Here is a 26,427-nt window from a genome sequence, read left to right on the forward strand (position 1 = left end):
GCATAAAGCGCGCCTGGTCCGTGGATAACTGCACCGCTCGCTTTGGGCCTTTGTTGGGCCCCGCTCGCTGGACGATTTTTCATGCGTGAGCCCACCGGCGAAAGAGCTGCCTTCGGCGACCAAGAGCTGCGCCCTTGGATCCGCAGCCATAAAGTCGCCTGACCGGCAGCGGCCAGACGCGAATACCTGACGTTCATCCTGAACCGTCAGGTATTTGCGACCGGCTCAACTGAGGGCTGATCTGCAGGTACTTCGACCAGCTCTTTCGCATCAACGAACAGCACTTTGCAATCGACGCATTGCACGCGACCGCTCAAACCAGGCTTACCCCACAAATTCAAATGGCAGCTCGGGCATGTGTATTTGCGCTTGTTCTTCGGATCCTCGGGGTTAGTGGCAGGAGTCAGCAACCCCGCCGAGGTTAGCGCCAGTATGTCTATCGTCGGATCAGCCACAGGCTGTTCGACGGGTTTTCCATCAGGCCCATAAAGCTGGGTCGCTGACATGGCCACCCGTTGGGTAACCACGTCAATCCAAGAAAGCATGCCGCCCTGTTCAATCAGTTCCTGGCATGCAACAGCGAATGGCCCACCATCAATGATGTAGTGCGTCATCTGCTGGCCGCATTGCTTACCACCTGGCTCACCTGTATCGGACGGCATCAGTCCGATGGACTTCATTTTGTTGGCCCACTCGCGGTTGTGGTAGCCGCTTCGTGATCGCGTGCCGAAGTGGTCTTGCCACTGATGAACCTGTTCATGTGCGAGTGTGGAAAGCGTCTGATCGATCCGACGATGCGCGAAGTAGGCGCAATTGAGCGCAATCTCATCGCTTTTTCCCGCGCCGTTCCGGCGCAGGAAACGCGACGGCGAGAAATACCCAAACGTATTGGCTTTTCGTTGCAGGGTGAAGATGCAGCCGGGCAGCTGCCCGTCAAACAACCTCTCATTGAACCAGTCGTAGGCCCCTTCAATTTCTTCGTAAAGCTGCTGACTTGGCGTAGCGGACATAGGGACTCCTTTCTCGCATGCGAGAAAAACCCCACAACCTGATTACCAGCGGCGGGGCGGGTGTAATTCTTGGGAAAGCATATCCTGTATCGTACGATACAGGATACACCCCAAAAAAAGGGGGCCGTGCCCCCTCGATCAACCGAATAGCCTGAGCTGCTGGCCTACAACCATGAGAAGTGCGCCGATAACCACACCGGCACCGATGAGCATTGCGCAAAATCCCACGGCGCGGCGCTGCGCTTGCGCCGTGATCAGATTGGCCGAACTCCGGTTAATCTCGTTACCAATCCTTGCGACCGCTTCGCGTCCGGCAAGGATCAGGGCATTGCGCTCCTTTTCCATCATGGATTCGAAGTTCATCTGCGACTGGAGCAGAGCCTTACCCGAGCCATCGCGCACCGCCTCGGAGATCTTCGCCGCCAACTCGCCGTCGACCTGTTCCAGGCGCCGGACGAGCGCGTCGAAATCTTCCATCATCTGCCCGACCATCGCTTCACGCGCTGTCGTAGCGTCCTTGGCCATCGCTTACTTCCCCTTTCCAAACAGCGTGGCGTACACCTGATCGAGGTTTTGCCAGGCCGACTTTGCCAGGCGCTGCACAGAGATCATCCGTTTGGCCTGTTCCTTTGCGGCATCGTCTTGCGCGGCTCGCAGTTGCTCGCGGTAATCCGTGGTGTCCTGCACCACAGCGGCGATGCTGGTTTTCAAGGCCCGGAGCCGTTCGAACACTTCGTTCGAGTAAATCACCGCATCACGCTTGAGCGTGAATTTCTTCTCCAGTTCGTGGAAACCCATCAGCGCTGCGAAGGTGTGCGGCAAGTCGTCCGCGTCGTCGATCTCGACCTTGTTGAAGACCACCAGAATTCGGCTGCGCGGAACGCCCAGCGCGGCCAGCGTCTTGATCGTGTTGATCGTGTCCGCTTGCTGTTTTTTCTCGGAGACCGTAGGTACCAGGAAGTAATCGAATTCTTCGTGCGAGCCTGCAAACTGGCCCATGTACTTGAAAAAATCTTCGACGTTGGATGCTCCAACGTCTACCACGGCGTTGTCTTCCGTCATGAGAATTTCCGACAACTCGCCGAACTGGCGACCCTTGAGCCGCTCGATCTCGGCGGCATCATCCGATGCGCCGGCATTGATCGTTTCTACTGCGAAACGTACGCCGCCCATGCGTGGCGACAGCAGCGAATCGGACAAGGTTGTCTTGCCGGTGTTACCGCTGAAATTGACTACTGCGATTTTCATTTTGGCGTCCTTTTTCGACGGCCTGCATTCTCATACATGGCCAGATCTGAGGCGTTCTGATCATCCCCAGGATTCATAATCTTGCTCAGCTCATTCGGCCCCAACGGGGCCGTTTGGCTGACCTTCGAATCTGCATCTGTATCGTACGATACACCTCCATCATTTTCTGGTGCCTCACGCTCAATCACTGGTTGCATGCTTGGCACTGGGCTTGTCGTTTTGGTCTGTGTCGCCGGGTTCTGTCGTTGCGCTTTACGATACCTGTACAGGTAACTTTTCAGCGTCTCCATGCTCAATTCGATCCCCTGTTGTTTCAACACATCAAGGATCACTTGGCGACGTACACCCGCACTCAGTTGTTGCTCAATCAATGGCATCACCTGGCGTATTTTCGCTGCCTTTGACTCAGGCCCTACCGCCATCAGTGCATTGGTTAGATCTTTGTCGGCCATTTTGCACCCTATCTGCACCCCTATTGCACTCTATGTGCATCTTACTCGCCCCCTACCTGTAGTCAAGTTGCACTCTTCCTGCTCTCTCTTAGCACCCTTCCTGCACCCTTTCTGCATACCATCTGTGCTACCCCCCTACGGCCTACGGCCTGACTAGTGGATACGCCCTTAACAAGAGCTTCAACTTTTCCCCTTAACAGGGTCAAAGTCTCAATACACAACACGCACCCCCCTTGCGGGAGGTGACAGCCGCGCTGTGCGCGGCTTGCAGAGCAAAAGCCTGTTTTTGATGCGCTATACATATGTATTACAAAAGTACCATTTGGACCAGCAAAATCAAGCTTTTTATGTATTACATTTGCTATACGGCTATTCGGCAGTTATCGTTAGCCTGAATATGTCCCATTTTTGGCTCAGAGAGGACCACCGTGGCGAAGACACTTCCAATACGTTTAAACGACGACCAAGAGGCTCGCCTTGAGCAAGCGGCAGCGTTGGCAGGCTACAAACACCTGTCCACCTACGTGCGTGACAAGGCTCTGGCCAACGAAAAATCGGGGGGCCGACAGACCGATTTAGACAGCTGGGCAGATCAGCAACGCATGCTTGGTTTGCTCGAAAACGTCAGCCAGGCTCAGGCGCAAAATCGCACCCTTTTGACCATTGCTGTCTACTTGCTGCGCCAAGGTTTACAGCAAGGAAAGGTCAACCAATTGCGTGCCGAACTCAGCCATCTGGCCGATGCCGATCAGCTGATCAGTACGCTGTTGCCAGAGCTGGCCAGCGATATCGAACGTCTATCAGGAGAGGACAATGCATAAAAGAGAAGTCGATTCTGCAGTGATGACAGCGGGTTTCGGTTTGCCGATCGCTGGATGGGCAGCAGGCGTTTATTTGGCACAGATGCCGTTGACGCCATTCCCTGCAGCGTTCAAGGAAACGCTTCACAACGGCTGGCACAACCCGATTGTACTGGGGGCCACAATTGCCACATCAGCGGTCGCCGCTTCGCTGGTTTATTACCTGTACGAATATTGTGACGATGGGTTCCGGGGCGAGCAGTACCAGGAATTTTTGCGGGGCTCGGAGATAAAAAACTGGCATACCGTCAAGGCAAAGGTGCGCCGCCGTAACGAGAAGACGAATCGCGAGAGGAAAAAACGAGGGTTGGCCAAGTCTGAGCCGATCATGATTGGCAAGCTGCCTATGCCTCTGCACCTTGAAGATCGAAACACGATGATCTGCGCGTCTATCGGTGCCGGTAAGTCGGTGACCATGGAAGGCATGATCGCCTCGGCATTGAAGCGTGGTGATCGCATGGCCGTTGTCGACCCAAACGGCACGTTCTATTCGAAATTCAGTTTCAAAGGCGATTACATTCTCAACCCATTCGACGCCCGCTCCGCTGGCTGGACCATCTTCAACGAGATCCGTGGCATCCATGACTTCAACCGGATGGCCAAGTCGATAATCCCGCCCCAGGTCGATCCGAGTGACGAGCAATGGTGCGCGTACGCTCGCGACGTATTGTCCGACACCATGCGCAAGCTGAAAGAAACCAACAACCCGAACCAAGACACGCTGGTGAATTTGTTGGTGCGGGAGGATGGCGACACCATCCGCGCCTTCCTGGCCAACACGGACTCCGAGGGCTACTTCCGCGACAACGCAGAGAAGGCAATCGCCAGCATCCAGTTCATGATGAACAAATACATTCGTCCGCTGCGCTACATGAGCAAGGGCGATTTTTCCATCTACCAATGGGTGAACGATCCGAATGCCGGCAATCTGTTCATCACTTGGCGGGAGGACATGCGGGACACCATGAAACCACTGGTGGCCACGTGGATTGACACCATCTGTGCAACGATCCTCAGCTCAGAGCCGATGACAGGCAAACGGCTATGGCTGTTCCTCGACGAGCTGCAGTCCCTCGGCAAACTGGAAAGCTTCGTTCCTGCGGCGACCAAAGGGCGGAAACATGGTCTGCGTATGGTCGGCAGCCTGCAGGATTGGTCGCAACTCAACGCCAGTTATGGCCGTGACGATGCGGAAACGCTGCTTTCGTGCTTCCGAAATTACGTCATTCTTGCTGCAGCGAACGCCAAGAACGCAGGCATGGCCAGCGAAATCCTCGGCTCTCACGATGTGAAGCGTTGGCGGAAATCCTACACCGCGGGCAAGTTGACCAGGACCGAGGAAGTCACGCGGGATGAGCCGGTGGTTCAGGCTTCTGAAATCTCCAACCTTCCAGATCTGGTCGCCTACGTGAAATTCGGTGAAGACTTCCCGATCACCAAGGTAAAGACGCCGTACATTGATTACAAAGAGCGCGCCCAGGCAATCATGATCACCGGTCAAGCCGCGTAACGAGGTAGCCATGTTCAATGTTACCTCTATCAAGGGGAGCAACCAGTACGCTGCAGCTGGCTACTACACAGCTGCAGACGACTACTACGCAAAAGAGTCCCCCGGCGAGTGGCAGGGAATCGGCGCCGAGCTTCTAGGACTTGAGGGTCCAATTGACCAAAAGGAGCTGGCCAAGCTTTTCGACGGCAAGCTACCGAACGGCGAGGTGATGCCCAAGACCTTTGATAAGGAGACAGGTAATCGCCGGATGGGCTTGGATTTGACCTTCTCAGCTCCAAAATCTGTCTCGATGCAGGCCCTGATCGCCGGTGACAAGGACGTGGTAGCGGCGCACGACCGCGCAGTGACCAAAGCGATGGAGCATGTCGAGAAACTGGCGCAGGCCCGCCGAAAGGAACATGGCAAGTCCATGCTCGAACGAACGGGCAATCTGATCATCGGTAAATTTCGGCATGAACTCAGCCGCGCCAAAGATCCTCAGTTGCACACCCATGCCGTAGTCATGAACGCGACACAGCGTGCGGACGGTAAATGGCGAGCAATACACAACGACGATATTTTCAAGATCCAACCGCAGATCGACGCCATGTACAAGGGCGAGCTTGCCAAGGAACTGCGCGAGCTGGGCTATGAAATCCGGGTGTTGGACAAAGACGGGAATTTCGAGCTGGCCCATATTTCGAGGGACCAGATCGAGGCGTTTTCGAGTCGGGCCAAGGTGATCGAGGAAGCGCTGGCCAAGGACGGCAAAACACGGAGCAACGCCACGGCCTTGGAAAAGCAGATCATTGCGATGGCCACCAGGCCACGCAAAGACGAGCGCGACCGTCATCTGGTCAAGGAATACTGGGTCACCAAGGCGAGAGATCTAGGTATCGAGTTCGGCGGCCGCAGTCAGCTTGATAACCGCGAGTACGGTAGGCGCTCAGAGAGCATCCATGCAGAACACAACCTGCCGGAAGGCATCACCGCTGGCCAAGCAGTGGTGCAATACGCCATAAACCACTTGACCGAACGTGAGCAGGTTGTCGGCGAGTCTGATCTGCGCACAGCTGCACTACGGCGCGCTGTTGGCTTGGCATCGCCATCCGAAGTCGACGATGAAATCAAGCGTCTGGTGAAACAGGGAACGCTTATCGAATCTCCACCAACCTACACGATGGCCACAGGTAAGGATGGGACGGCGCTGTCACCTGCTGGGTGGCGCGCATTGCTGAAAGAACAAAAGGGCTGGACTGACAAGGAAGCCCAGCAGTACGTCAAGATGGCGATCACCCGTGGCTCTTTGGTTGAAGCTGAAAAACGGTACACCACTCAACGGGCGTTGAAACGAGAAAAGGCGATCCTCGCTATCGAGCGCAGCGGACGTGGCCAAGTCGCGCCGCTGTTGAGCAAGGAGCAGGTAGCAAAAGCACTTGAGGGCTCAACACTATCTGCAGGCCAGTACCAGGCCGTGGAAGTGATCGTCAGTACGAGCAACCGATTTGTTGGCATCCAGGGCGACGCAGGCACCGGCAAAACTTACTCAGTTGATCGCGCTGTTAAGTTGATCGAGTCAGTCAACAACGCCATGACCGAGCGGACTACAACGACCGATGCGGTTTTCCGTGTCGTTGCCTTGGCACCCTACGGCAACCAAGTAACCGCACTGAAAAACGAAGGGTTGGACGCTCACACACTCGCCAGCTTTTTCCATACCAAAGACAAGAAGCTGGACGAGCGGACAATCGTCGTACTCGATGAGGCAGGTGTAGTCGGCGCACGCCAGATGGAGCAGCTGATGCGAATCATCGAGCAGTCCGGCGCCCGACTGGTCCAGCTGGGCGACACCAAACAAACGGAAGCTATCGAGGCTGGCAAACCATTCGCCCAGTTGCAGCAAAACGGTATGCAAACTGCGCGGATCAAGGAAATTCAGCGACAGAAGAACCAGGAACTAAAAATTGCTGTTCAGCATGCGGCTGATGGCAACCCGGGAAAGTCACTTGAGCATGTCAATCATGTCGAAGAATTCCGGGATCCTGGCCAACGACACCAAGCCATCGTTCGTGACTACATGTCGTTGACGCCGCAAGAACGTAAAGAAGTATTGATCGTCGCCGGTACGAACAAGGACCGCAAACAGATCAACGCAATGACAAGGGAGTCGCTTGGACTCGTAGGCAACGGAAAAGAGCTGCCTACGCTCAACCGCGTCGACACCACACAAGCCGAACGCCGGTACGCTCCAAGCTACAAAAAGGGAATGATCGTACAGCCCGAGAAGGATTACATAAGGGCTGGCCTGTCCCGAGGGGAGCTGTACACCGTTGACCAGGCCCTGCCCGGAAATGTGCTGGTGGTGAAGGACAAGAACGGAAACCGCGTTGAATTTAATCCTCGGAAGTTGACCAAACTCAGCGTCTACAACCTTGAGAAGCCGGAATTTTCCGTTGGCGATCTGGTGCGGATTACCCGTAATGATCAGAAACTGGATCTCACCAACGGCGACCGAATGCGGGTGGTTGGGAACGCCAATGGCGTCATCGAGTTGGCATCCCTCAAGGAGAAAGACGGTACGCCAGAACGAGTAGTGGCTCTCCCAACTAACCGGCCATTGCATCTAGAGCATGCCTATTCCGCTACCGTCCACAGCGCCCAAGGTCTCACAAATGATCGAGTGATGATCTCCATCAACACGAAAAGCCGGACGACCTCCCAAAACCTTTGGTACGTGGCCATCAGTCGGGCAAGGCATGAAGCGCGCATCTATACGGACTCAATAGCCGGATTGCCTGCCGCCATTGCAAACCGTTACGACAAAACCACAGCCCTCTCATTACAGCAGGCGCGTGAGCGTCAGCGTAACGAGTCGATCAAGCCGCGCACGGTGTTGGACGGCAAGGAGCTGGAACGGAAACAGCGTTCCGCACTGAATGGAGCGAGCGCAGGAAAGTCAGGCATCTAGATGATTTTTTGAATTGTGTTGAGAATATGGGTTCCGGTATTGCCGGAACCTTTCGCATTTAGATGACAGGATTTTATGGCTGATTGGAAGAATATAGGCCAGGCAAGGTGGTATGACTGCAAGCTGGGGACCATGAGAGACGAGGACTTGGCTCAGCTTGTCGGTACGAAAAAAAACGTAATTCGTTACCGGCGTCAGCTATTCGATATCGAAGCTTGGAATGTAAGAATGGCCATCGAGCCCTACCGGCATTTGTTGGGCATAGAATCAACTCGAACTGTAGCGCGCCTTTGCGGGGTTTCTGCCTACAGCGTTGATCAATACCGCAAATCTTTAGGGGTCAAGGCCAAGCCGGGCCCGCCCTCACTCCCAAAGCCAAAGCGTTTCCCGGTCAATCATCCGTTGCGTCCCTACAAGCCACTCTTGGGCATCGTGCATGACCAGGACGTGGCGGATCTCGCAGGCGTTTCAAAAACAACGGTTCGAAACTGGCGAGAAGCGTTGGGGCGTCCCCCTGCCAAACCATTACCCAAGGAGCCAGCAACGCCCCGGCTAAAAAACTATGTCGGTCCGTGGCTCGGTTACGAATCTCTGTTCGGATCGATGTCGACAGCGAAGATCAGCCGCGCCGTGGGCGTGCCCTTCGCCGTTGTAGAACAGCGGCAGAAGTTTCTAGGGGCGACTCCCTATCAGAGGGTTTCAAAACTGGTTCGGTACCAACATTTGATCGGACTGATCCCAATTGGCCTGTTAGCGAAACTCGCCGGCGTTTCCATCAGTCGCGCCAGTGAATTCCGAAACAAGGTGTTGGCCGAGAAAAACTAGGATCGCCGCTGGCAGCCAGGGGTGCCCCCTGGACGGCAGAACAAAGCAACACCAAGGGCGCGGCCCTTGTCAACGCGCTGGGGTCGCCCAGGCCTCGGGTGCGCGGGGTGGTGAAGCTACCCCACACACCCCGGCGCAGACTGGGGGTCACTGCGCACCGTCTAGCAGAATACGCCTGCGGCGGTCCTGCGGACGCGGAACCCACCTTCGGCGGGGCCCCCGCCATTCCACTTGACCGCGCTTCGTTCTGACAGCATGGCGCACCATCACATTTATCGCAGGCAGCAAAAAGGGGGCAACGCCCCCTTTTCAACACCTTTGTTCAGCCTCGACCCATTCCGCCAAATCCCTTGGGCTGGTGCGAAGGCACCTTTTGTTCATGCTGCAGCTGACGATCTTTGACGATGCCCACACCGGCGAAAGGGTAACGAATAGACAAGTCTTTGCCAGGGTGAACAAGGCCGGACTTTGCACTGCTCAGCGCGGAGCGATCATGAGCAATGTGCGTGACGCGATCACCATTTACGATCTGCTGTATGACTTGATTCTCTTTGAACCCAACCACCTTGCCATCGTAGGTTTTGCCAGCAACAGCGCGCTCGTACGCAGGCATATCCATCGGTTTCGACTTGGCAAGTTCTGGTTCTGCAGGCTTACCAGCTGCAGCACCGGAATGCTCCTTTTTGCTCAGCTCAAGAGCGCCTTTGAACGACGCTTTGAAATCTGCCGCACCAGGTGCGTTGTCAAACGGCAAATCCTTGTATGGCTTACCTTCGTGAACGCCAGTACCCGCGTACAATTTCGCACGCTCACCGGGCTCCTGAATCATTACCATCGGCGTCTTGGCCATGTCGGCCTTGAACCAAGCTTCGCCTGCAGCTTTGGGATCAGTGAAAACCTGATGCTCTCTACGTCCGTCGCTGCCTTCTTGATTGATTTTGTAGGTGGTTTGAGTAACGTCTTCTCTGGCCATGTTCAAATCCTCGTTTCTATCCTAGATCTGTATCAACAGTAAGCGGTTTAGACCCGCCCTATTCCTGCTGCACCTTTGGGCAAATGTTCTGGTGTTCGCCGTCCATCCAGCTCCATGGCTGGCTTCGCTATGCCGACACTTTCAGAGACGTATCGAATGCTCACTGACCTGTCACTGGTGAACACACTGGCTTCCGCGCTGTTTAGCGCGGTTCGTTTGTGTTCAATCAAAACATCGTAACCATTGACCTGCGCAGCTTGATAAAAAGACTGTGAGTCGCGGTGAACGATTGGGCCATCGTAGGCCCTGCCAATGTCCGGCTGAATAGCCGGACCGTACTTTTGAAACAGTTCGAAGGAGGGCTCACTACTGCGCTTGTGTTCGGTCGCCCAGTCTTCGGCATTCCGTGGCGATGCGTTCATATGCTCTGCCACGTTCTCACCAGGTCGCTTGCCTCCAGTCAGCTGATAAGCACCACGTTCAGCCTGTTGCGTTCGATCCTTGTCCATTGGGTTTTCGTCTTTTTCCATTGGTAGACCCTCGCTCAATACTGCGGTTTGAAGGCTTTGCCCTGATCCCAACGGCTTTGCCAGTGGTTCAGGTATTGCTCAGCGAGATCGGCATCATTCCAAACCACCAATGCGTTCTCGCTGTTGCTTTTGGCGGCGGCAGCGGAGTAGTTGAAGCTTCCGGTTTCTACCGCTTTGCCATCCACTACGATGAACTTGTCATGATGAATCGCGTAAGTGCTGATCGTGCGCGTCGGTATGCCAGCACGTACCAGAAGTGACAGCGCGTGTTTCCCAGCCCGCGAGCCGTTGCCCTGCAGGTTGCCTTCGTAATCAGCAACCACCGCCACATCGACCCCGCGCTGTTTCGCTGTGATCAATGCTTTCGCTACATCAGGACTGGTGAACACGTAGGCCGAAAGCCTGATCGAGCTGGAGGCTGAATCGATGGTTCGCAGTACCAGGTCTCGGGCAGATCCTTCCGGAGAAAACCCCACCTCGATGCGACGAGCACCGTCAACCTCGACCGCCGCCGCTGACGGCTGGGCGTCCGTGGACTGGTCCGCCCAGGCAATTGGAGACACCAAACCAAAGAACGCGGAGAAGGCAAAAATGCGGACGGCGTGGAACTTAGAAACCATTCTGCGAGCCTCCCCACTGATCGTTTGCTTTTTTGGCCCCGGCCTGATCATCAACACATTGCGCCACGAAATCACCACGGGCAGCTGCAGTGCGTGAAGGGCTGAAATGCCCGTGCTTGAATTTCACAATGCTGAAATAGCGCTTGAGATATTTGTCGCAATCACCATCGCGGGTCATGCCAAGCAGACAAAGAGTTGCCCCACAAGCATCCGTATCGCTGTTTTCCCCATACGAAAAGTCAGTAGGGGGTTGCGCGCCTGCTTGGGCAACACCGGCAAACGCCAAAGTCGCCAGAAAAGCTAAAACTTGTTTGCGCATTGGGATCTCCTTTTCTCGCATGCGAGAAATCAATTAATTATCTGTACGAACGATGGGGTGGCTTGCTGCTGTACGGGCATTGCCGCTGGCTCAGCATTGGCAGTCGGCGCGTCGAAGGCTGTGAACTGCCGTTTTTCCTCGGGCGCATCGCCGGTATCCAGCTGGACCTGAATCTGCGGCTTTTGCTGCGGTTGGGGCTGTGCCTGTGCTACCGCCTGACCATTTGCATCCGTGAAGGTCAGCCACGGGCCTGCAGGCTGCTCAGAGGCTCCCTGAGCGCGCTTACGCGCTTTCGATGGGGATTTAGTGCTAGCGACTACAGGAATGGCTTGCGCGGCTTCCTGGACGTCGAACGCGGGCACAATCGGATCTTCTGCCGTTGGGTTACTTGCACGGTCGACCACTTTTTCGACATAGGACATTTCCCCAGGATGGTCTGGTTTAAAACCGCGCAGTTCGTTGCCGCTGTAATACATCGACGTTGCTTTCAACAACGCTTCCTGCTTCGTGCTGCTGGTCTTGAGGGCCTGACTGTAATACTCGATCAGCAAATTGCTGATCGCCTGCAGGTTGCGGCATGGCTCGAAAACGTCCTGATAGCTCAGGCCCCGGGCGCGCATATTCGTGACAAGCAGCTGGCCCAAGCCCATCGCGTAACGATGGCCATCGCGCTCAAGCTGTTCAGCCGTCGCAACGGCTTCACTCAGGGACTGGGGTTGACGCTCAAGTCGAGTACCAACCACACCAATGGCGTAGGGGTTGAAAGAAGATTCATTGCCTATCAGCGCTTTGAGCGTTGACGCGTGAACGTTCGGAGCGCACTTGGCTGCGAGTTCGGAGAAACGTTTAGGCTGTGATTCTTCGGCGGCAACGTGGCCAACAAGACAGGCCGATGCGAGGATGGCCAGCGCGAATTTAGGCAGCTTTTGCATATTGCACCTCCGTGATGTAACGACGGCCATCAAAGCCGTATTCCCACTGGATCACTACGTCGATCAAGTGACGTGAGAATTCCACAAGTTGGTTTTTGGTCATTTCGGAGCCGCCACGCGATGCCATCGACGCAAGCCGGTCAAACATCATGTCGGGGCTGTCAGAGTGGATAGTGCTGAATGAACCGCTATGGCCAGTGTTCAGCAACTCAAGGTAGGGGTAAGCCTCAGCACCGCGAAGCTCGCCCATGATCGCCCGGTCAGGGGTAAGACGAAGAATCGACTCAAGGTGATCGAACGGCGTGACCCGCGCTTTGCCTTGGCCACCACGGGAATAGAGCAAATGAACCACGTTCTCGCTCTTGAGACGGATCTCGCGGGTATCTTCGATAGTGATGATGCGTTCGTTCGGGTCTACATGATCCAGAAGCATGTTGAGCCAGGTGCTTTTGCCCGCGTTTGTTCCCGCCGAAATCATGATGTTTTTGTGCGCCTTGACGCACCCAATGAAAAACTCAGGCCAGCGTTTTGCGCGGAACAATTCAATCAGGTGATCGTCGCTGTACTGATCAGGTGTGCGCGGGTCGTTGATTCGGTCAAACGCACCAGATTCAATGTATTTATCCATCGTCATCTGAATGCGTCCGGGTTTCCGAATACACACGATGCCGCCGACATGCTGTTCGACAGCAGGTGCTAGCACGCACTGGACCCGATAGTCGCCACGTTCCGAGTCCGCTACGTTGTCGCTCATGTCCATAGGAATCCGACCGGACAAAATCGGCGTATAGGCGTTGATCTCTTGCTCTGTATGAGCCGCGATCAACTCGGCAAGCGACTTGATCAGAGGCAGCGTGACGCCATCAACGGCGACCGGTCGCATGAACCGGCTACCGCGATATGCAGCCCATACGTTACCTGGACCGTTGATAGCAATCTCTGACACGGCTGGGTCATCCAGCAGGAAATCAAAGCTGCGTAGCTTTTGGCGGAACGAAGCAATCTCAGACATGGAAAAACCTCAGTTAATGAATTTCACGCCGCCGTTGTCAGCCTCTTTGGCTTCCTCGGCGAACTGTTCGGTGAAGTCCAAATCACGCTGCAGGTAGATCACCACGCGTGAGCCATGAGGAACGGTGACTGTCGGTTGAATGTTTGCGTACCGGCTAAGAATGGTTTGCGAGGACTCAGCAGCAGCCTCTTGCACTTGAGTGCGGTACTGAGACGCCGAGTTGTCTTGATCGCCCGAAGAAACGCCGGAGTTGGAAGCCCCCGCGCCGATGATCGAGACGGCAGCTGCAACACCGAAGATTTGCGCCCAGTGATTGTCGACGACACCACCCTGCCCAGCGGAACCCAGCTGATCAGATCCAGCGCTATCCAATGGAATTTCCATCGCTCGGCGACCTGCCAGCTTCGGCATACGCAACCAGTTCCAAACGGTGAACAGGCGCTCTTGACCAGGTGCCAGACTGGCGTTGTAGCTGCCGCACACCGAAGACCCCCAAGGAATCAATACGCGGCGACCCTCAGCTGCATAAACGTCCTGCGCGACGCTCACGCAGATCTGGCCAGGCAATTGACTCTGCGCACGCGGCTGCAGAGTCGCTTCGATAACGGCCCCCTGCAGAACCTTGAACTGCAGGTTTTCCATAGCGCGGGCTTTGGCCACCGGTACACCGCTGGAATAGGTCGACGAGGCGAAATTCTCGTTGGCATTGCGGGAGACACGCCCGGAATTACCCGAGTTACCACCCAGCAACGACCCACCGGCTGGTTGTTGAGCTGGATCTTGATCGTCACGGCCTTGCGCAAAACCATCGTCCTTTGCAGTAGCAAAGATCGCGGAGCGTTGACGCGCAGCGAGCATCTTTTTGCGCGCTATTTCTTCTTGCAATTCGATTGCTTGGCGCTGACGTTCCGCTTCGCTCAACCCCTCCTGCTTGGCCTGACGCTCAGCAGTCGTACGAGGTGTGTCAGCTGCAGCACCCGGCTCGCCATCGTTGCTCACTGGCTTGACCTTCGCCGCTTCGCGCTTAGGTGTTGGGTCTTGGACCTTACGGCGCTCAGCCGCGACAATCTCATCGTTTTTTGCAGGGGCAGCAGGCTCGCCACTGTCATGCTTGAGCCAGTAGACAAAACCACACGCCACAACCGCTGCGGCAATCATGAGAACGCCGCTGCGCTTTCCACCAGAGCCAGCCTTTAGCATCGAGTTCGATTGCGACTCGTTCCATTCGGCCATTTCTTCTTCGCGGGTTTTATCCGCTGGCTGATCAGTTGGTTTGATAGGTTCCTTCGCCATGGTTATGCCCCTCCCCCATCACGCGCACCCCGAGTAACCGTGCGCTTGTACGGATTCGCCAGGTTTTCAACACAGATATAGGAATTGCCGCTGCGCACCACGAACATGCTGGCCAGACGCTGAACGACCCAGTACTCGCCTTCGCGGCGTGCATTGACCATCGCCTCGGTCCCATCAGGCAGAACACGGTAAAACTGCGGCAGATCCGCGCCTTTTTTCATCAGAAACTTGGTGAACTGACCGTCATCCATAACGCCCTGCAGGCCGATGGCATCTTTGTCACCCGAATAGCCGTAGTTGATGTTCGGGGAGGTCGGAGTACCGGTGCTGGTGACTGGACCAGCAGCGGAAGCCGCAGGGGTTTCCGCTGCATCGTTATACGAGGTGACACGGCTGGTTGGATAAACGAATCTGATCAAGTACGACTGGCTTGTTTTCGCCTTCGTACTGTTGAGCTGAAAGTAATACGTCCGCTTGGATGTAATCACCGTCATGTTTGTGTCTGCATTGTCTTCCACCGGCTTCAAGAACACCCGGTTACGGAATGGCATGCTCTGCCAGGATATCGTGTCACCAAGTGCAACGACTTTGACCATTTCATCCGCTTCGAACTCAATGGATGTTTGATATCCGTATGTTCCAACCAGCTCGTAAACTTGGTTCGGATCATAGGGCACTTGTTTGACCCGGTTGTCGGAGGACATAGCCCTCGGCAATTTTGCAGCTTGTGCGTTAAATGCACACAAAGCCAAACTCAGGGCAATAGCTGTCGGTAGAACGAACTGTTTTTTCATGATTAGTTTCCTTGTGGGGAATGAATTACTGGCGGCTCAGCTCTTCACTCTTACGGTATAAAGTTGCCAAAGTGCCAAACGGGTTTTCCCAACGATCACCCAAAGCTCTAGGGATCATCGTGTGTGCAACCTTTATCGTTGCCAGGTAGGAAGTCACCCTTGGCTCTTTGTCACCCCACTTGTGATTGGTTGAAAGGAACATCACCTGATACTCATCGCCAATCTTGTTCATGCGCTTGGGTTGGGCTTCGATCCAGTCATTTTCCCCAAGCGATGCGTATGGATTGCGCGCGTTATCGGGGCTGATCTCCTGCTCATATTCGACAGCGACATTGCGGGTCATGTACGTGTGGCAGGTATCGGACAGCTGTTGCTTGCGCCGAGGGTCAAAGGTGTTACAAGCACGAATGAAATCAAACAGGACGCCTTCGATGATGGCCTGCTCTTTATCGACGTTTTCCGCCGTAACCGTGCGCTGCTTGAGCACTTCACCATCGGCGCCGATCACAGTCACCACATTGACGAAGGTTTTGGTTTCAGCCAGGAACGCAATGGCAATGGCCGAACCAACCAGGGCGAGCGCAAACGCTCCATTCAGAAAGTAACTACGGTTACGTTCTTGTTTTACCCTCTTGTGTTCGAGTTGACGCTGACGGCGCGCAATCTCATCTTTCTTTAATGTCTTGTCCATTGTTTATTTCCCCAACCCTATGGTGCGCAATGCCATCATTGCCATTGACGATCCACCTACCGTTGCGCTTGTCGCAAGCGCAGCGGCCCATCCACGAACTTGCAATAAGCAGATGATCAATACGCCCTCAACGATGATTAGAGTTCCCCATTGTTGAGCCGTGATCAACGCCGCATCCGAAATGGTGGCTGTGTTTGCAACTTCATCAATAGCTTCGCCGAAAATCTGATAACCGAAGCGTACAATTGCGATGGACAATATATAGATCAGTGAGAAGTTCAGCATTTTGCTAAACCAGCTCATTGTCCATTGACGCGTCTGCTCGAAGAATATGAACCCGATCAGCACTGGCAAGATGCACATAATGATTGCTGCACCAAACTTGGCGATCAGCATATTCAGGATTGCTGCGATAAACAGAACGCAGTTCACTGCAAACAACCCGGAACCCATAATGATCATGCCGAACTGACGCCAGCTTACGTTCATCAGTGTGCTTGCAACCTGACCGACGTTCACATAAAGAGCGTCAAGCATGGAAGTGCTATCAACACCTCGGCTCATGATCTGCGCTGCAATGGTTTCCGTCCAAGTACCCCAAATCTGATAGAGCGCCGAACCACCTGTTGACCAATTAAGCGTCAGGAAGACCATAAACGTGAGCATTGCCCGTTTAACGATGTCCCACGGCGCAACGGAGATTTTGCCGTTATAGGTCTGAATACCCAGGACTGCCCAGTAAGCAACGGCGAGGGTCCAGACCAGAGGCTCTACCAAGCCAGCGAGATTAGGGAAGACCTCGGCGACAAAGCTAGTCGTCACCTCATCGGTCGACCCAATCAGGCCCTTGAGGGTTAGGTCCGCCATGGATTCGATGCCCCGTACACAGACTTGAAGTGCGTGATGACCTCAGTAGAACGGAAGTCATCAGCACCAAGTGTCACGCCCGTTTCGGCTTTGATCTCTTTCGACGTTTTGTCGATGCAGCCAGCGATCAAGCCCCCTTTGTACGATGGGTTCTTCATGTAGATCTCGGCGAAGCATGTCCCCGGAAACCACTTAGCCACATCAGCCTTTGTGGCTTTCAACAACGGGTTGCCAGAGGACGTTTCGATCCGTACTGGAGCATCGCCATTGGAATCCGCAGGAGTCTCACTACCGAACTGAAAGGTGGTGGTGTTGACGTAGATGATGCTCCCCACGACAAACCCGGCGACCAGCACGCATACGGTATTGGTGACGGTGAAGAACTTAGGCATTGCGGGCCTCCTTGGCCTGAATAACGAAAGGCTTGAATTCACAGGCGCATGGCGACTTGTCGATTTTGCCGGTGTTGGTTACACAGCCCGATGCGGCAGACACGATGACGAGCAGCAGCATGAACTTGCCGAACCGGTAGAACAGCCACAGTGGCCCCCAGGCCGGTACGGTGAGGATCTTGAGAATCAGCCAAAGAGTTTTCATGTGATCTCCTTTTCTCGCACGCGAGAATTAGTCTTTTTTCCAACGGAAGAACTGTTCGTTCTGCGACGTTGCTTGGTTTTCCTGATTGGCCAGGTTCGCCTGCAGGTTCATGTTCAATGCCTGCAGCTTTGACTGGGCAGACGTGAGCATGCCGTTCTCAGTGGCAATCCGGTTTTGCAGGTCGGCAGCATCCTTGGAGTTCGTGGTGCTATCCACTTGCATGGAGAGCGTGGTCAGGTTGTTCAGGTGAACCTGTACCTCGCTGTACAGCGCCTCACCGGCAGACATTGCAGCAACAACAGAGTTGGAACTGAGCTGGTAGCCACGTGCGCGGTTGCTGTCAGGATTAGCAAACAGCTCTTGTGGCAGGGTGTTGACCAGCTCCTCGTAATACGACTGCTTACTGCCGTAGGCACCAGAGTTCTGACGCGAAACTACTTCTTGCCAGGAACCGGGCACCACCGATGCAGAGTTGATCGAATCGCTCAGACCGATAGCACCACGGCCATACGAACCCCGCATGTTGTTCAAAATCCCGGTTTGAGCTTCGTACTGATCTTTCAGCGTCTTGTACTGCTGCTCCAGCTTCGCCAGGTTCTGCGCGAGAGCGGCCCATGTTCCTGCGTCACCGGTTGGCACGCCTGTTGCGCCTGCCTGACCGGAAATCGCCATGGTTACGGCAATGGCCAAACTGAGTTTTTTGATAGTCATCATCGAATCGCCTTCAAGTTGTGGGTGTTATTGGCCTTGGCCTCTGCCATGAAAACTGGCACCCAGACCTCGGGGTCATTGGTGCCCAGGCGCTCGATGATCGAGTACATCAAGGCCACACCAACATCGTTTGAAGACAGGACCGGAATGAAATCGGACAGGTCTTCGTCAGGGTTATCGGAGGACAGGTCGAAGCACGCTCGAATAGATTCCTGACCGCGACGAATGAGGAATTTGCGGTCCTTTGGATTCAGCTCGCGCAACCACTTCTTTTCTTCTTCCGTCAGGTTCTTGTGGTCTTCGTCTTTCACCGAGTCGCTGGCCAGGTAGATCTTGGTTACGGTCTGCTTATCGATGGAGTCGGTTTCACTGTGGAAGTATTTCGCGTCAGGAGTGATGAAGATCAAAATCCCGTTTTTACGGCGGATCTGCATGATGAAATTGTCAATTCGATTGCGCCAAAAATCGTTTTTCACCAGGTTCTGCCCTTCATCCAAAACCAGAATGAAGGGTCTGCCATTCATGGCCTGCTCAATGCAGTGCAATGGGTAGCTCATCACTACCGGCAGTTCCGGGCGTGCTTCGCCGCCTTTCATCAGCTCCGACATTTCAAAGCAGTAGTGCCGGGACTTACTGAGATCGAAAGTATCTGTTTCGTTATCAAATACGCCGGCGTTTGCACCTTCGATGCCTTTGGCCCCGTGCCAGATGGCCATGATGTCGGCTAATGCACCGTGCCCGTAGGTCCACACGACATTGCGCAACCGGCGATTCTCGTAGGGCAGCTCGTAGTTCTCGTTTACTGCATCCTTGAACCGCTTGATATCGTCGGCCTCAGTGGGAGTGCTTGCGTAGCATTCACGCATCTGGATCTGCAGATCGATGAGGTAAGCACGATTCTCAGCAGTGTCAGGCAATTTGAAGGGGTTCCAACCCATGCTGTTATGTGGGGAAAGGATCGAATGGACCCCGCCCATGGCCATCATGAAAACGGTTGCCCCGTAGCGCATATCGAACCAGTACACCACCGGCAAAGCTTTATCCGCTTCGCTGACGGCTTCAGTGATCAATGCCGTTTTACCGGCACCGGTGCCTGCAGCCACGCCAGTGTGGCCAGCGACCATCCCTTCCAATTCACGGTGGAAGTTGAAGTTGTATTGAGAGCCACTTTCCGTTTCGAAAGCAGTGATCGCAGGCCCCCAAAGGTTGCCGTCACGACGTCCGCGAGCAAAGTTGTGCAACGATGCGAAGCCCGCAAAGTTGGTTGACTTGATCTTTCCCCGGCGACCGATAAGAGCTTCTTGTTGACCAGGTAGCTGCGACCAGAAAAACGTCTCAAGGGCCAACCACTCACGGACCGACTTGACGTTCAGGTCGACAAAGCAGCCTTCGATCAAACCAACTGCATCATCCAGTCGCTTCACATTCGCTTTGCGACTCTCAGGACTGGTGTTTGCGTCTGATGGAACGTGGATGAAAATGGTCAGGTGATGTTTGCCGTTGACCGTATCGCCACGGCGTAAAGCACGGATACCCTCGGCCAGTTCCTTGGCATCGTCTTCCGAGATCTTGTGTGGATCCGCAACCTTGAGTCGGCGAGTTTCATCCATCATTGCCGACTCAGCTTCAATACGGTTTTCGAAGAAAAACGATTGAGTGATGATGAATTCAACTGGCTGTTGAAGGAATTTGTTCATCATGCGCGACGGTGTACGACGCGGCCATTCGGCCATGCTCAACATGGAGCCGATGCGTGCTGACGTACTGCCTCGAATCTCGCACATATTTGCCAGGATCCGGAAATTCAGCCGGGCATAGGGCAAAACCTCCTTGATTTTCAGCTCAGTGACCGGGATTTTCCGGAACTCAAGATTGATCAAGTAGTTGAAGAAGCTGCTCAGCTCGCAGTATTCCTCGCCCAGGTAATCGTAAACGGCTTCTGCGTCATATTCAGCGTGATCGCCGAGCTGGACTTTGAAGTCCTCCCATTTCCACTGAAAGCGGGCCACCGCTTGGTACGCAGCTTCGCGATCAACCGTACCGTTGGTTGCAGACGGATGACGCTGAATGCGCAGACGAGTCGCGCCGTAATCGGACAACCCCCGCAGTACAAGGTTTGCGGCCTTGTAGAGCGAGTCGGCCATTGCTTCGTGCGTTTCACCTGCTTCATCCGCAGCTGAATTACCCGTGACCAGCGCAATTGCCCGATCCATGAGGCCTGGCACGCCGGAGCGAAAGCGATTCCGAACCAACGAGATATAGATCTCGTTGACGTAGAAACCTCTGTTTTCATAGCGCTTGCGCAACCGTGCATTGAAATACTTGGAGAACCAAGTACCGCCCTGCCCTTCGGGAAAGTCGATCACCTTACGGCGGATGACATGAACGTAAATGGCAAAATCGCTGCTTGCCACTGTGCGCAGCACGGTATTGCGGCGTTCTTCGAACAGCTTGATTTGCGTGCTAGTGAGCGAGTCGAACATCAGGCCATCAATTTTGATGACCTGCACAAGCGAATCCTCGCCGGTGATGACGGTTTGATCGTCATAATGCACGTCATACGGCACCATCTCGCTGACCACCAACTCATCGAGATCCTGATCGGACCCTTCTGGATGTTGGACACCAAGCGAAAGATCCATATTTCGCACTAGCTTGTTAAAAGCTTTATCAACGAGGCGCATAACTTCTGTATCCCCACAATTTGCGTAGCCGTGACGCTCTCAACTTGAATGCCGCTCTAAGCACACCAAATAAGTAAACGTCTTTGCTACATATCCAGTAAGCAGCGGCAAAAAGTAGTGGCATGATTGCCAGCACGTAAAGAGAGCGAAGTAGCAGTGCTGCCAACACTGGGGTGATAAGGCTGATCAAAATACTCGATAAGGTAAACGGCCCCACCATTGATGGCCGGGCCATCGCCACAACGAGCACTTCACCTTCATCAGGATCTTGCTCGGCCATGGGTTACCTCAAGCTTGATTGAGCGCCTTCTTTGATCGTGTCGACAAAGTTCGGTGCGAAGAACACAAGGAAGATACCGAATACCGCCCAGCCGAACTGGCCCCACGACATACGCCCGGACTTGGCCTGGAACCCGCAGAACGCGATAGCCGCGATACCCAGGTAGTAGCCTACGTCGAAGATAAGAAAGGACACAAAGTCCTTGGCCATGCTCTTCAACCCACTGAAATCTAATGCCGCGTTGGCGAATTCAGGGATCAGGGCAAGGGAGACAATCGACCCCAGCGTAGCGAGCTTGGTGGCTTTGGCCACCCAGTCATTACGCATCATCACTTTATGCGAAGGGGTCTTTTGCGAGAGAACGCTTTGGAGGGTTTTTGAAGCCTTGGCCTTTAGCCAAGTACGCCATGTGTCTTTGTTCAGTCCTTCTACGTTGCGTCCAACTTTGGAAGTTTGGGTTTGCATACCATTGCCTCTTTAATCATGACGGGGGACCCCCGTACATTACTGTTATTACTCTAAAAGGATTGTTAGGGCAGGTTTCCTTTATGAAGTCGATAGCAGTATCGGCATTCTTGAATAACCTGGTTTTCCCTAACGCGGTTACAACGTTGTAAACCTGTCCCGTCGAAGGACTTTCAATAATTAATACCCACTTTCGTCCGTCGCTTTCGATTCGTTCCTCAAGAACGACTCGGTAATCCGGCTGTGCGACGGCGAAAACCGCCAGCTCTCTTTTGTCTAGGCTCTGCATCATTTCCCCTGGGCAACCGTTGACTAGATACAGGGGCGATACTGGAGTCCCACAAGGTTTTGATCTAGATCCCACCTCTCATTTCTTCCCTCTTTGGAGTTTTATTCCATGAAATGCTTGTTTCGTGACACAGAATAGGACTTTCATTTCACGAAATCAAGCTTTCATTGTGAAAAACTTGGATCCATGTCGCAAAAAAACGAAAGGTCTAGCCCCAGGCATCCGCCCGGAAACGGTTCAGCAACTATAAGTGTTTGATAGGTAGACGAATTTCCATATCACGTCATCGGCTGGAGCAGGGCGCACGGCCCTGCAATGAGCGGTAGTGGCACCAAGACAGTGCTTCACGCGCTAATGACAACGTAAAAAAGATTTTGTTACAGCGGGGGGACGAACGGTCGTGAGGCGCGGGCTAGAGGGGTCGGGCAACGGACAGGAGCCGCCCTGATCCGCCACCCTTGGTCAGCGGCAATAGAAACGCAAGGAAACAGCCCCGCTCTATAGACCTTCTGACCCAGCGCCGATTTTAGCAGGCCGCCGTTTTCTCGCATGCGAGAAAATTTATAGTAAACCCCAATTTGGTGTTGACCGTAGTGTTTACCCATGAAACGATGTACCTACACAAATCAGCGCTCACCGGAGAACAATCATGGCGATGAAGGTCACTACCGTGGCGAACCAAAAAGGCGGGGTCGGCAAAACGACTATCGAAGTTCATCTTGTCAGCCTAGCTGCCGAGCAAGGTAAACGCGTGCTTGTCGTAGACCTCGATGAAGGCGATCTCTCGCAGTTCTACCCCCCTGCAGAAGACGGCGACAATACAACCTATCTCGAATCCAGCATGTTGTTCACCGATGGATACAAGGGCTTATATCCTCGCCAGGTCGCTCCAAACATCTGGCTTATTCAGGCCGACGTTCCGTTGCTCGATGTTGACGACATGGATCTCAGCATCGTGACTAATCTGAAAGGGGCGCTGGATTATTTCGCCGCTGACTTTGACCTTTGCATGATCGATACCCCGCCAAACCTGCAGCGCCGAATGATTGCCGCTCTTGCAGCCTCTGATGCAGTCGTAGCACCGTTCAATATCAGCGCCTTCACCCTCGCTCGGATGCCCAAGCTTCTGTCCACAATCGAAGCTGTCCGTGAGCAATACAACCCCGACTTACAGTTCCTCGGGTTTCTCCCCAACCAGATCAACAGCCGGTCAAGCGAAGAACTTGAGCTGCTGCCCAGCCTTCGTGACGACTACGGCGATGCCATGTTTCCGGTGCATATCGTTCACCGGCCATGCATCAACAAAGCACTCGCAAACGGAAATCCTGTCTGGTGGAAAGCCAAGTCAGGCAGCCAGCGTGCAGCAGGCCAAGAAATGAAATCTGCCTGTGCCGCTGTTCTCGAAAAGGTCTGGTCAAACTGAGGTATATGCCATGACAAAGACTAATTCATTTGGCAGGGTCGCCGCCGCGACTGCCAAGAAGCTTTCGGACTTTCAGAAGAAACCGGCACTCAACGATGGTGAAGTCATCATCGGGGTAAGCACCGGCGAAATACAGTGCATCAAGCAGATCAGAAACCGTAATAACCCAGGCTTCACCAAGGAATCGCTTGAGGAACTGGGCGACGACATTCAGCAGAATGGCCAGATCGAGCCAGCAATTCTCAGGCCTCACCCTAACCCCGAATCGGGGTTCAAGTACCTGATGGTCGCTGGAGAGCGCCGGTATTTGGCATGTGAAATCAAGGGCATTCTACTCAAGGCGGTCGTGCGTGAACTCACCGACGCACAGGCCAAGCGGATCCAGCGTTCGGAGAACGTACACAGCGAAAACCTTACGCAGCTAGATATTGCACTCGCTCTCAAGGCTGACAAGGAAGAACTGGGCACGCTGCAGGCCGTGGCTGACGAATGGAATAAAAGCTTGAACTGGGTAGCCGAGCGCATCGCTTACCTGGAGAACGTCACCAGTGACGGCGCAAGCCGTGACGCTGTAACGAAGGGCATCACCGCGGACATATCAACCGTCAATGACCTGGCCCGCCTTGACCGTTTGGATAATGAGGTTGCTGCTGACCTGCTACAGCGCGCAGACGCCAATCCAGATATGAACCTGCGCACCGAAGTGCGAACAGCACTACGCACAACCAAAGCCCTGCGCGTTCACGGCGGAGCTAAGCCAAAACCTGCAGGCCCTGCCCTTCTCGATGATGAACTCGACAAGCTGCGCGAGGCGAATACCGTCCTGTCCGCACAGGTTGAAACCCTGCAATCCGAAATCGAATATCTCAAAGCCGAGCTGGACAAAGCCCGAACCGCCCAGGCCGAGAACTGGAAAGCGCCGGAATGAGTAGCCGAGTTGCTGACCAGGACCTACGGATCCCGCCCGATGAATTCGAGCGGATCCGTTCAACGTCAAAGATGCATGCGCGCAACCTCGATGTGGCTTATGAGCTGCTGGTCGAAGGCAAGGGCCTTGTAGCCGTTGCAAATGCTCATGGGCTCACCAAGCAACGGGCACTTGCCATCCGCGACAAAATTTATTCGGCCTACCTGATGAAGACCCCCGAAGGCTGGAAGTGCGCGCAGATCTGCGCACCCACCGACATGATCGATCGCTTCGTCAAGGAAGCAGATGCAGAGCGTTTGCTCTATTGGCAAACGCACTCAAATACCAAGAAGGAATTCGACAAATGATGAAAGCCCTTTTCGCTGCCCTGCTTGCACTGAGTATTCAGCAGGCCCAGGCCCAAGCCGAAAATGAACCGTCATTCATGGAGATTTACCCAGGTTACGAACATAACCTGATAGGTGATGGTTCAACTTGGGAGGTGACCGTCGCAACGGTTTACAAGAACAAGAGCGGTAAGTTCGTCACTAAGCCTGCATTCACTCTCAAAACAACATCTGGAAAGTGTTCGTTTGGACGTGAACAGGTACTCGATATGAAGGGAAACTTCCAGGTCAAGGTTGCCGATCAATTCTGTGTCGGCACTGAACGGGGCAACAAAACTAAAGAAATCTATTTGGGGGGTTGGATGACCGCGCCGTATCCAGAGGACGCAGCGGACTGGCCTACGCAAGACGAAGCGCACTTCGTCTACGGAGAGCAGTTCAACGTACGCGTGGACAGGACCGCAACAACTTTCAAAACCCGTGCCGGGGTCTTTGAGTACAGCGTTCGAAAGCTTTAGACCTTTAAATTCCCAACCGACTGACCTGCCCTCTGTATCGTACGGCACAGGGGGCAAGGCCCTAAACTAGTCGTTACTCTCCCCCACTACCTCAGTGTCTGATTGAAAAAGCGAGTAATCAATGTGATGGGTCGCCCTACAATGAGTGATCAGACTGTCATATTTGGGTATATCTCAAGTAAGACGCGGCGGCGCTCACGATCTGCACGAACGATTCAATTTAAGTGACAGCCTTTCTGATACACTTTGATGAACACACCCAAAATGATACAGAGAGGTTTCCATGTTTGTACGTGCTTACCTCCGAGCCTCTACCGAGGATCAGGACGCCAGTCGTGCCCGTGATCAACTGGAAGAATTTGTTGCAAGCCACGGAAAGGTTATCGCTGCCAGTTACATGGAGAACATCAGCGGCACGCTCGCTGATCGTCCAGAGCTTCAACGCCTTCTGAATGATGCGCGCCGGGGTGACGTAATTCTGGTTGAGGCTATTGACCGGCTGTCTCGTATGAATGACCAGGACTGGCGCGCACTGAGAACCGCGATTGACAGCAGAGGGCTGCGAATCGTAGCCGTCGACCTGCCGACTAGTTACCAGGGCCTCACTTTGCCATCTGGTGACGAGTTCACTGATCGAATGTTGGCCGCGATCAATTCAATGATGACGGATATGATGGCGGCAATCGCCCGGAAGGATTATCTGCAGCGTCGGCACCGGCAGTCGCAAGGCATCACCAAAGCCAAAGCCGCAGGGGTCTACAAGGGCAGACCGGCAGATCTGGAACTACGAAAGCGTGTTAGTGAGCTTTTGGCCGCTGGCCTTGGAATCCGAGCAATCGCCCGGCATGCTGCTTGTTCAACAACGACCGTGATGCGTATCCGTGACGAACTGGGCGAAGGTTTATCCAGTTGAGCCGGTTGGGAATGAATGACTAGCGAAGGCGTAGCCGTAGTCTGTCATTCGTTCACGACTGGCCGCCGCCGGCAGGCGACCTTGGGTCCCTAACAGCCACTGCATGAGTTGGAGTGGTTAGAGATCATAAGAACCAGGAGATAGAAGCCCTTGAATTACGGGGCTTCCAGAGCATTGCCTAGCTCACTACTTGAGCGAACCTCAGTTCACCTACTTTGCACCACCATCGCTCATTATCCATGAGCTACCCCCCGCTCACTATCTGTGAGCTACGTTAGCTCACCAGATGAGCTACCCCCCCCCATGAGCTACCCCTCGCTCATCCTTGAACGATATCCCTCATTTTGTGAGAGATAACGTGCATGGATGCACTACCTATCGCTCACGCCATGAGCTAAGATAGACCAACC

30 protein-coding genes are annotated in these 26,427 nt (G+C 54.2%); 9 read left to right on the forward strand and 21 right to left on the reverse strand.

What is annotated here, in order from left to right; genetic code table 11:
- Positions 1 to 206 precede the first annotated feature (206 nt).
- The 4 genes from K5K89_RS28430 to K5K89_RS28445 all read right to left on the reverse strand — a co-directional run bounded on the left by K5K89_RS28430 (position 207) and on the right by K5K89_RS28445 (position 2,710).
- Positions 207 to 1,010 carry a SprT-like domain-containing protein gene (locus tag K5K89_RS28430; protein WP_219022094.1) on the reverse strand — a complete coding sequence of 268 codons (804 nt, stop codon included), beginning with the start codon at positions 1,008 to 1,010 and terminating at the stop codon, positions 207 to 209.
- A gap of 138 nt (positions 1,011 to 1,148) precedes the next feature.
- Positions 1,149 to 1,535 carry a hypothetical protein gene (locus K5K89_RS28435; RefSeq protein WP_019694541.1) on the reverse strand — a complete coding sequence of 129 codons (387 nt, stop codon included), beginning with the start codon at positions 1,533 to 1,535 and terminating at the stop codon, positions 1,149 to 1,151.
- A 3-nt stretch (positions 1,536 to 1,538) separates the two neighbouring features.
- Positions 1,539 to 2,258, reverse strand: coding sequence for a StbB family protein (stbB, locus tag K5K89_RS28440; RefSeq protein ID WP_011475366.1), 720 nt, complete (start codon positions 2,256 to 2,258; stop codon positions 1,539 to 1,541).
- On the reverse strand, positions 2,255 to 2,710 hold the full coding sequence (locus K5K89_RS28445) for a hypothetical protein (RefSeq protein ID WP_222541788.1): 456 nt from the start codon (positions 2,708 to 2,710) through the stop codon (positions 2,255 to 2,257). Before K5K89_RS28445 ends, stbB begins: the two co-directional genes overlap by 4 nt.
- Before the next feature lie 428 nt (positions 2,711 to 3,138).
- Here K5K89_RS28445 and K5K89_RS28450 point away from each other — a divergent pair, with 428 nt between their 5' ends.
- The 4 genes from K5K89_RS28450 (at position 3,139) to K5K89_RS28465 (ending at position 8,852) form a co-directional block, all read left to right on the forward strand.
- A complete protein-coding gene (locus K5K89_RS28450; RefSeq protein ID WP_261401117.1) occupies positions 3,139 to 3,531 on the forward strand; it encodes a hypothetical protein in 393 nt (130 codons plus the stop codon).
- Positions 3,524 to 5,080, forward strand: coding sequence for a type IV secretion system DNA-binding domain-containing protein (locus K5K89_RS28455; protein WP_169882229.1), 1,557 nt, complete (start codon positions 3,524 to 3,526; stop codon positions 5,078 to 5,080). The genes K5K89_RS28450 and K5K89_RS28455 overlap by 8 nt, the downstream gene beginning before the upstream one ends.
- A 10-nt stretch (positions 5,081 to 5,090) precedes the next feature.
- Complete coding sequence (mobF, locus tag K5K89_RS28460; protein WP_222541789.1) at positions 5,091 to 8,027, forward strand: MobF family relaxase; 2,937 nt, start codon at positions 5,091 to 5,093, stop codon at positions 8,025 to 8,027.
- Positions 8,028 to 8,102: 75 nt separating this feature from the next.
- Positions 8,103 to 8,852, forward strand: a complete 750-nt coding sequence (locus tag K5K89_RS28465) for a hypothetical protein (RefSeq protein ID WP_261401115.1) — start codon at positions 8,103 to 8,105, stop codon at positions 8,850 to 8,852.
- Positions 8,853 to 9,174: 322 nt separating this feature from the next.
- Here the strand turns inward: K5K89_RS28465 and K5K89_RS28470 are convergent, their stop codons facing one another.
- From K5K89_RS28470 to K5K89_RS29110, 17 genes are read right to left on the reverse strand one after another with little or no spacing between them, the layout of a single operon-like run.
- Entirely contained in the window at positions 9,175 to 9,825 is a 651-nt protein-coding gene (locus tag K5K89_RS28470) for a hypothetical protein (protein WP_222541765.1), read from the reverse strand.
- Between the two features lie 47 nt (positions 9,826 to 9,872).
- The gene (locus K5K89_RS28475; protein WP_222541766.1) at positions 9,873 to 10,355 is read right to left on the reverse strand and encodes a hypothetical protein; all 483 of its coding nucleotides are present in this window, start codon (positions 10,353 to 10,355) and stop codon (positions 9,873 to 9,875) included.
- Between the two features lie 14 nt (positions 10,356 to 10,369).
- Positions 10,370 to 10,975, reverse strand: a complete 606-nt coding sequence (locus K5K89_RS28480; RefSeq protein ID WP_222541767.1) for a phospholipase D family protein — start codon at positions 10,973 to 10,975, stop codon at positions 10,370 to 10,372.
- Positions 10,965 to 11,294 carry a TrbM/KikA/MpfK family conjugal transfer protein gene (locus K5K89_RS28485; RefSeq protein ID WP_219022087.1) on the reverse strand — a complete coding sequence of 110 codons (330 nt, stop codon included), beginning with the start codon at positions 11,292 to 11,294 and terminating at the stop codon, positions 10,965 to 10,967. Before K5K89_RS28485 ends, K5K89_RS28480 begins: the two co-directional genes overlap by 11 nt.
- A gap of 29 nt (positions 11,295 to 11,323) precedes the next feature.
- On the reverse strand, positions 11,324 to 12,226 hold the full coding sequence (locus tag K5K89_RS28490) for a lytic transglycosylase domain-containing protein (protein WP_222541768.1): 903 nt from the start codon (positions 12,224 to 12,226) through the stop codon (positions 11,324 to 11,326).
- On the reverse strand, positions 12,210 to 13,238 hold the full coding sequence (gene virB11 / locus K5K89_RS28495; protein ID WP_219022085.1) for a P-type DNA transfer ATPase VirB11: 1,029 nt from the start codon (positions 13,236 to 13,238) through the stop codon (positions 12,210 to 12,212). The genes K5K89_RS28490 and virB11 overlap by 17 nt, the downstream gene beginning before the upstream one ends.
- 9 nt (positions 13,239 to 13,247) lie before the next feature.
- Complete coding sequence (locus tag K5K89_RS28500) at positions 13,248 to 14,531, reverse strand: TrbI/VirB10 family protein (RefSeq protein ID WP_222541769.1); 1,284 nt, start codon at positions 14,529 to 14,531, stop codon at positions 13,248 to 13,250.
- A 2-nt stretch (positions 14,532 to 14,533) separates the two neighbouring features.
- On the reverse strand, positions 14,534 to 15,325 hold the full coding sequence (locus tag K5K89_RS28505; protein WP_219022083.1) for a TrbG/VirB9 family P-type conjugative transfer protein: 792 nt from the start codon (positions 15,323 to 15,325) through the stop codon (positions 14,534 to 14,536).
- A 25-nt stretch (positions 15,326 to 15,350) separates the two neighbouring features.
- On the reverse strand, positions 15,351 to 16,016 hold the full coding sequence (locus K5K89_RS28510) for a type IV secretion system protein (protein ID WP_219022082.1): 666 nt from the start codon (positions 16,014 to 16,016) through the stop codon (positions 15,351 to 15,353).
- A gap of 3 nt (positions 16,017 to 16,019) precedes the next feature.
- Positions 16,020 to 16,883: a type IV secretion system protein gene (locus K5K89_RS28515; protein ID WP_222541770.1), complete on the reverse strand. Its 864-nt coding sequence runs from the start codon at positions 16,881 to 16,883 to the stop codon at positions 16,020 to 16,022.
- Positions 16,871 to 17,275 (reverse strand): hypothetical protein, encoded by a 405-nt coding sequence (locus K5K89_RS28520; RefSeq protein WP_219022080.1) that lies wholly within the window; start codon positions 17,273 to 17,275, stop codon positions 16,871 to 16,873. The genes K5K89_RS28515 and K5K89_RS28520 overlap by 13 nt, the downstream gene beginning before the upstream one ends.
- Positions 17,268 to 17,480: a hypothetical protein gene (locus K5K89_RS28525; protein ID WP_219022079.1), complete on the reverse strand. Its 213-nt coding sequence runs from the start codon at positions 17,478 to 17,480 to the stop codon at positions 17,268 to 17,270. The genes K5K89_RS28520 and K5K89_RS28525 overlap by 8 nt, the downstream gene beginning before the upstream one ends.
- A gap of 27 nt (positions 17,481 to 17,507) precedes the next feature.
- Positions 17,508 to 18,191: a type IV secretion system protein gene (locus K5K89_RS28530; protein ID WP_222541771.1), complete on the reverse strand. Its 684-nt coding sequence runs from the start codon at positions 18,189 to 18,191 to the stop codon at positions 17,508 to 17,510.
- Entirely contained in the window at positions 18,191 to 20,875 is a 2,685-nt protein-coding gene (locus K5K89_RS28535; protein ID WP_257603924.1) for a type VI secretion protein, read from the reverse strand. Before K5K89_RS28535 ends, K5K89_RS28530 begins: the two co-directional genes overlap by 1 nt.
- A complete protein-coding gene (locus K5K89_RS28540) occupies positions 20,862 to 21,155 on the reverse strand; it encodes a VirB3 family type IV secretion system protein (protein ID WP_110973314.1) in 294 nt (97 codons plus the stop codon). The genes K5K89_RS28535 and K5K89_RS28540 overlap by 14 nt, the downstream gene beginning before the upstream one ends.
- Before the next feature lie 3 nt (positions 21,156 to 21,158).
- On the reverse strand, positions 21,159 to 21,620 hold the full coding sequence (locus K5K89_RS28545) for a TrbC/VirB2 family protein (protein WP_219022077.1): 462 nt from the start codon (positions 21,618 to 21,620) through the stop codon (positions 21,159 to 21,161).
- A 16-nt stretch (positions 21,621 to 21,636) separates the two neighbouring features.
- Positions 21,637 to 21,912 (reverse strand): MobD protein, encoded by a 276-nt coding sequence (locus tag K5K89_RS29110; protein WP_110973316.1) that lies wholly within the window; start codon positions 21,910 to 21,912, stop codon positions 21,637 to 21,639.
- A gap of 646 nt (positions 21,913 to 22,558) precedes the next feature.
- On the opposite strand from K5K89_RS29110, the gene K5K89_RS28550 reads away from it, so the two are divergent.
- The 5 genes from K5K89_RS28550 (at position 22,559) to K5K89_RS28570 (ending at position 26,017) form a co-directional block, all read left to right on the forward strand.
- Positions 22,559 to 23,332: a ParA family protein gene (locus K5K89_RS28550; protein ID WP_261401116.1), complete on the forward strand. Its 774-nt coding sequence runs from the start codon at positions 22,559 to 22,561 to the stop codon at positions 23,330 to 23,332.
- Between the two features lie 10 nt (positions 23,333 to 23,342).
- The gene (locus K5K89_RS28555) at positions 23,343 to 24,260 is read left to right on the forward strand and encodes a ParB/RepB/Spo0J family partition protein (protein ID WP_222541772.1); all 918 of its coding nucleotides are present in this window, start codon (positions 23,343 to 23,345) and stop codon (positions 24,258 to 24,260) included.
- Positions 24,257 to 24,607, forward strand: a complete 351-nt coding sequence (locus K5K89_RS28560; protein WP_222541773.1) for a TrfB-related DNA-binding protein — start codon at positions 24,257 to 24,259, stop codon at positions 24,605 to 24,607. The genes K5K89_RS28555 and K5K89_RS28560 overlap by 4 nt, the downstream gene beginning before the upstream one ends.
- Complete coding sequence (locus K5K89_RS28565) at positions 24,604 to 25,104, forward strand: hypothetical protein (protein WP_222541774.1); 501 nt, start codon at positions 24,604 to 24,606, stop codon at positions 25,102 to 25,104. Before K5K89_RS28560 ends, K5K89_RS28565 begins: the two co-directional genes overlap by 4 nt.
- 283 nt (positions 25,105 to 25,387) lie before the next feature.
- Complete coding sequence (locus K5K89_RS28570; RefSeq protein WP_219022072.1) at positions 25,388 to 26,017, forward strand: recombinase family protein; 630 nt, start codon at positions 25,388 to 25,390, stop codon at positions 26,015 to 26,017.
- Positions 26,018 to 26,427: the final 410 nt, after the last annotated feature.

It is taken from the genome of Pseudomonas sp. DR208, assembly GCF_019823005.1.
GTDB lineage: Bacteria > Pseudomonadota > Gammaproteobacteria > Pseudomonadales > Pseudomonadaceae > Aquipseudomonas > Aquipseudomonas extremorientalis.

Excerpts from the sequence above, each read along its gene's own strand:
- K5K89_RS28430 (WP_219022094.1), bottom strand. The coding sequence starts at position 1,010 with ATGTCCGCTACGCCAAGTCAGCAGCTTTACGAAGAAATTGAAGGGGCC.
- K5K89_RS28435 (WP_019694541.1), bottom strand. The coding sequence starts at position 1,535 with ATGGCCAAGGACGCTACGACAGCGCGTGAAGCGATGGTCGGGCAGATG.
- stbB (WP_011475366.1), bottom strand. The coding sequence starts at position 2,258 with ATGAAAATCGCAGTAGTCAATTTCAGCGGTAACACCGGCAAGACAACC.
- K5K89_RS28445 (WP_222541788.1), bottom strand. The coding sequence starts at position 2,710 with ATGGCCGACAAAGATCTAACCAATGCACTGATGGCGGTAGGGCCTGAG.
- K5K89_RS28455 (WP_169882229.1), top strand. The coding sequence starts at position 3,524 with ATGCATAAAAGAGAAGTCGATTCTGCAGTGATGACAGCGGGTTTCGGT.
- mobF (WP_222541789.1), top strand. The coding sequence starts at position 5,091 with ATGTTCAATGTTACCTCTATCAAGGGGAGCAACCAGTACGCTGCAGCT.
- K5K89_RS28465 (WP_261401115.1), top strand. The coding sequence starts at position 8,103 with ATGGCTGATTGGAAGAATATAGGCCAGGCAAGGTGGTATGACTGCAAG.
- K5K89_RS28470 (WP_222541765.1), bottom strand. The coding sequence starts at position 9,825 with ATGGCCAGAGAAGACGTTACTCAAACCACCTACAAAATCAATCAAGAA.
- K5K89_RS28475 (WP_222541766.1), bottom strand. The coding sequence starts at position 10,355 with ATGGAAAAAGACGAAAACCCAATGGACAAGGATCGAACGCAACAGGCT.
- K5K89_RS28480 (WP_222541767.1), bottom strand. The coding sequence starts at position 10,975 with ATGGTTTCTAAGTTCCACGCCGTCCGCATTTTTGCCTTCTCCGCGTTC.
- K5K89_RS28485 (WP_219022087.1), bottom strand. The coding sequence starts at position 11,294 with ATGCGCAAACAAGTTTTAGCTTTTCTGGCGACTTTGGCGTTTGCCGGT.
- K5K89_RS28490 (WP_222541768.1), bottom strand. The coding sequence starts at position 12,226 with ATGCAAAAGCTGCCTAAATTCGCGCTGGCCATCCTCGCATCGGCCTGT.
- virB11 (WP_219022085.1), bottom strand. The coding sequence starts at position 13,238 with ATGTCTGAGATTGCTTCGTTCCGCCAAAAGCTACGCAGCTTTGATTTC.
- K5K89_RS28500 (WP_222541769.1), bottom strand. The coding sequence starts at position 14,531 with ATGGCGAAGGAACCTATCAAACCAACTGATCAGCCAGCGGATAAAACC.
- K5K89_RS28505 (WP_219022083.1), bottom strand. The coding sequence starts at position 15,325 with ATGAAAAAACAGTTCGTTCTACCGACAGCTATTGCCCTGAGTTTGGCT.
- K5K89_RS28510 (WP_219022082.1), bottom strand. The coding sequence starts at position 16,016 with ATGGACAAGACATTAAAGAAAGATGAGATTGCGCGCCGTCAGCGTCAA.
- K5K89_RS28515 (WP_222541770.1), bottom strand. The coding sequence starts at position 16,883 with ATGGCGGACCTAACCCTCAAGGGCCTGATTGGGTCGACCGATGAGGTG.
- K5K89_RS28520 (WP_219022080.1), bottom strand. The coding sequence starts at position 17,275 with ATGCCTAAGTTCTTCACCGTCACCAATACCGTATGCGTGCTGGTCGCC.
- K5K89_RS28525 (WP_219022079.1), bottom strand. The coding sequence starts at position 17,480 with ATGAAAACTCTTTGGCTGATTCTCAAGATCCTCACCGTACCGGCCTGG.
- K5K89_RS28530 (WP_222541771.1), bottom strand. The coding sequence starts at position 18,191 with ATGACTATCAAAAAACTCAGTTTGGCCATTGCCGTAACCATGGCGATT.
- K5K89_RS28535 (WP_257603924.1), bottom strand. The coding sequence starts at position 20,875 with ATGCGCCTCGTTGATAAAGCTTTTAACAAGCTAGTGCGAAATATGGAT.
- K5K89_RS28540 (WP_110973314.1), bottom strand. The coding sequence starts at position 21,155 with ATGGCCGAGCAAGATCCTGATGAAGGTGAAGTGCTCGTTGTGGCGATG.
- K5K89_RS28545 (WP_219022077.1), bottom strand. The coding sequence starts at position 21,620 with ATGCAAACCCAAACTTCCAAAGTTGGACGCAACGTAGAAGGACTGAAC.
- K5K89_RS29110 (WP_110973316.1), bottom strand. The coding sequence starts at position 21,912 with ATGATGCAGAGCCTAGACAAAAGAGAGCTGGCGGTTTTCGCCGTCGCA.
- K5K89_RS28550 (WP_261401116.1), top strand. The coding sequence starts at position 22,559 with ATGGCGATGAAGGTCACTACCGTGGCGAACCAAAAAGGCGGGGTCGGC.
- K5K89_RS28555 (WP_222541772.1), top strand. The coding sequence starts at position 23,343 with ATGACAAAGACTAATTCATTTGGCAGGGTCGCCGCCGCGACTGCCAAG.
- K5K89_RS28560 (WP_222541773.1), top strand. The coding sequence starts at position 24,257 with ATGAGTAGCCGAGTTGCTGACCAGGACCTACGGATCCCGCCCGATGAA.
- K5K89_RS28565 (WP_222541774.1), top strand. The coding sequence starts at position 24,604 with ATGATGAAAGCCCTTTTCGCTGCCCTGCTTGCACTGAGTATTCAGCAG.
- K5K89_RS28570 (WP_219022072.1), top strand. The coding sequence starts at position 25,388 with ATGTTTGTACGTGCTTACCTCCGAGCCTCTACCGAGGATCAGGACGCC.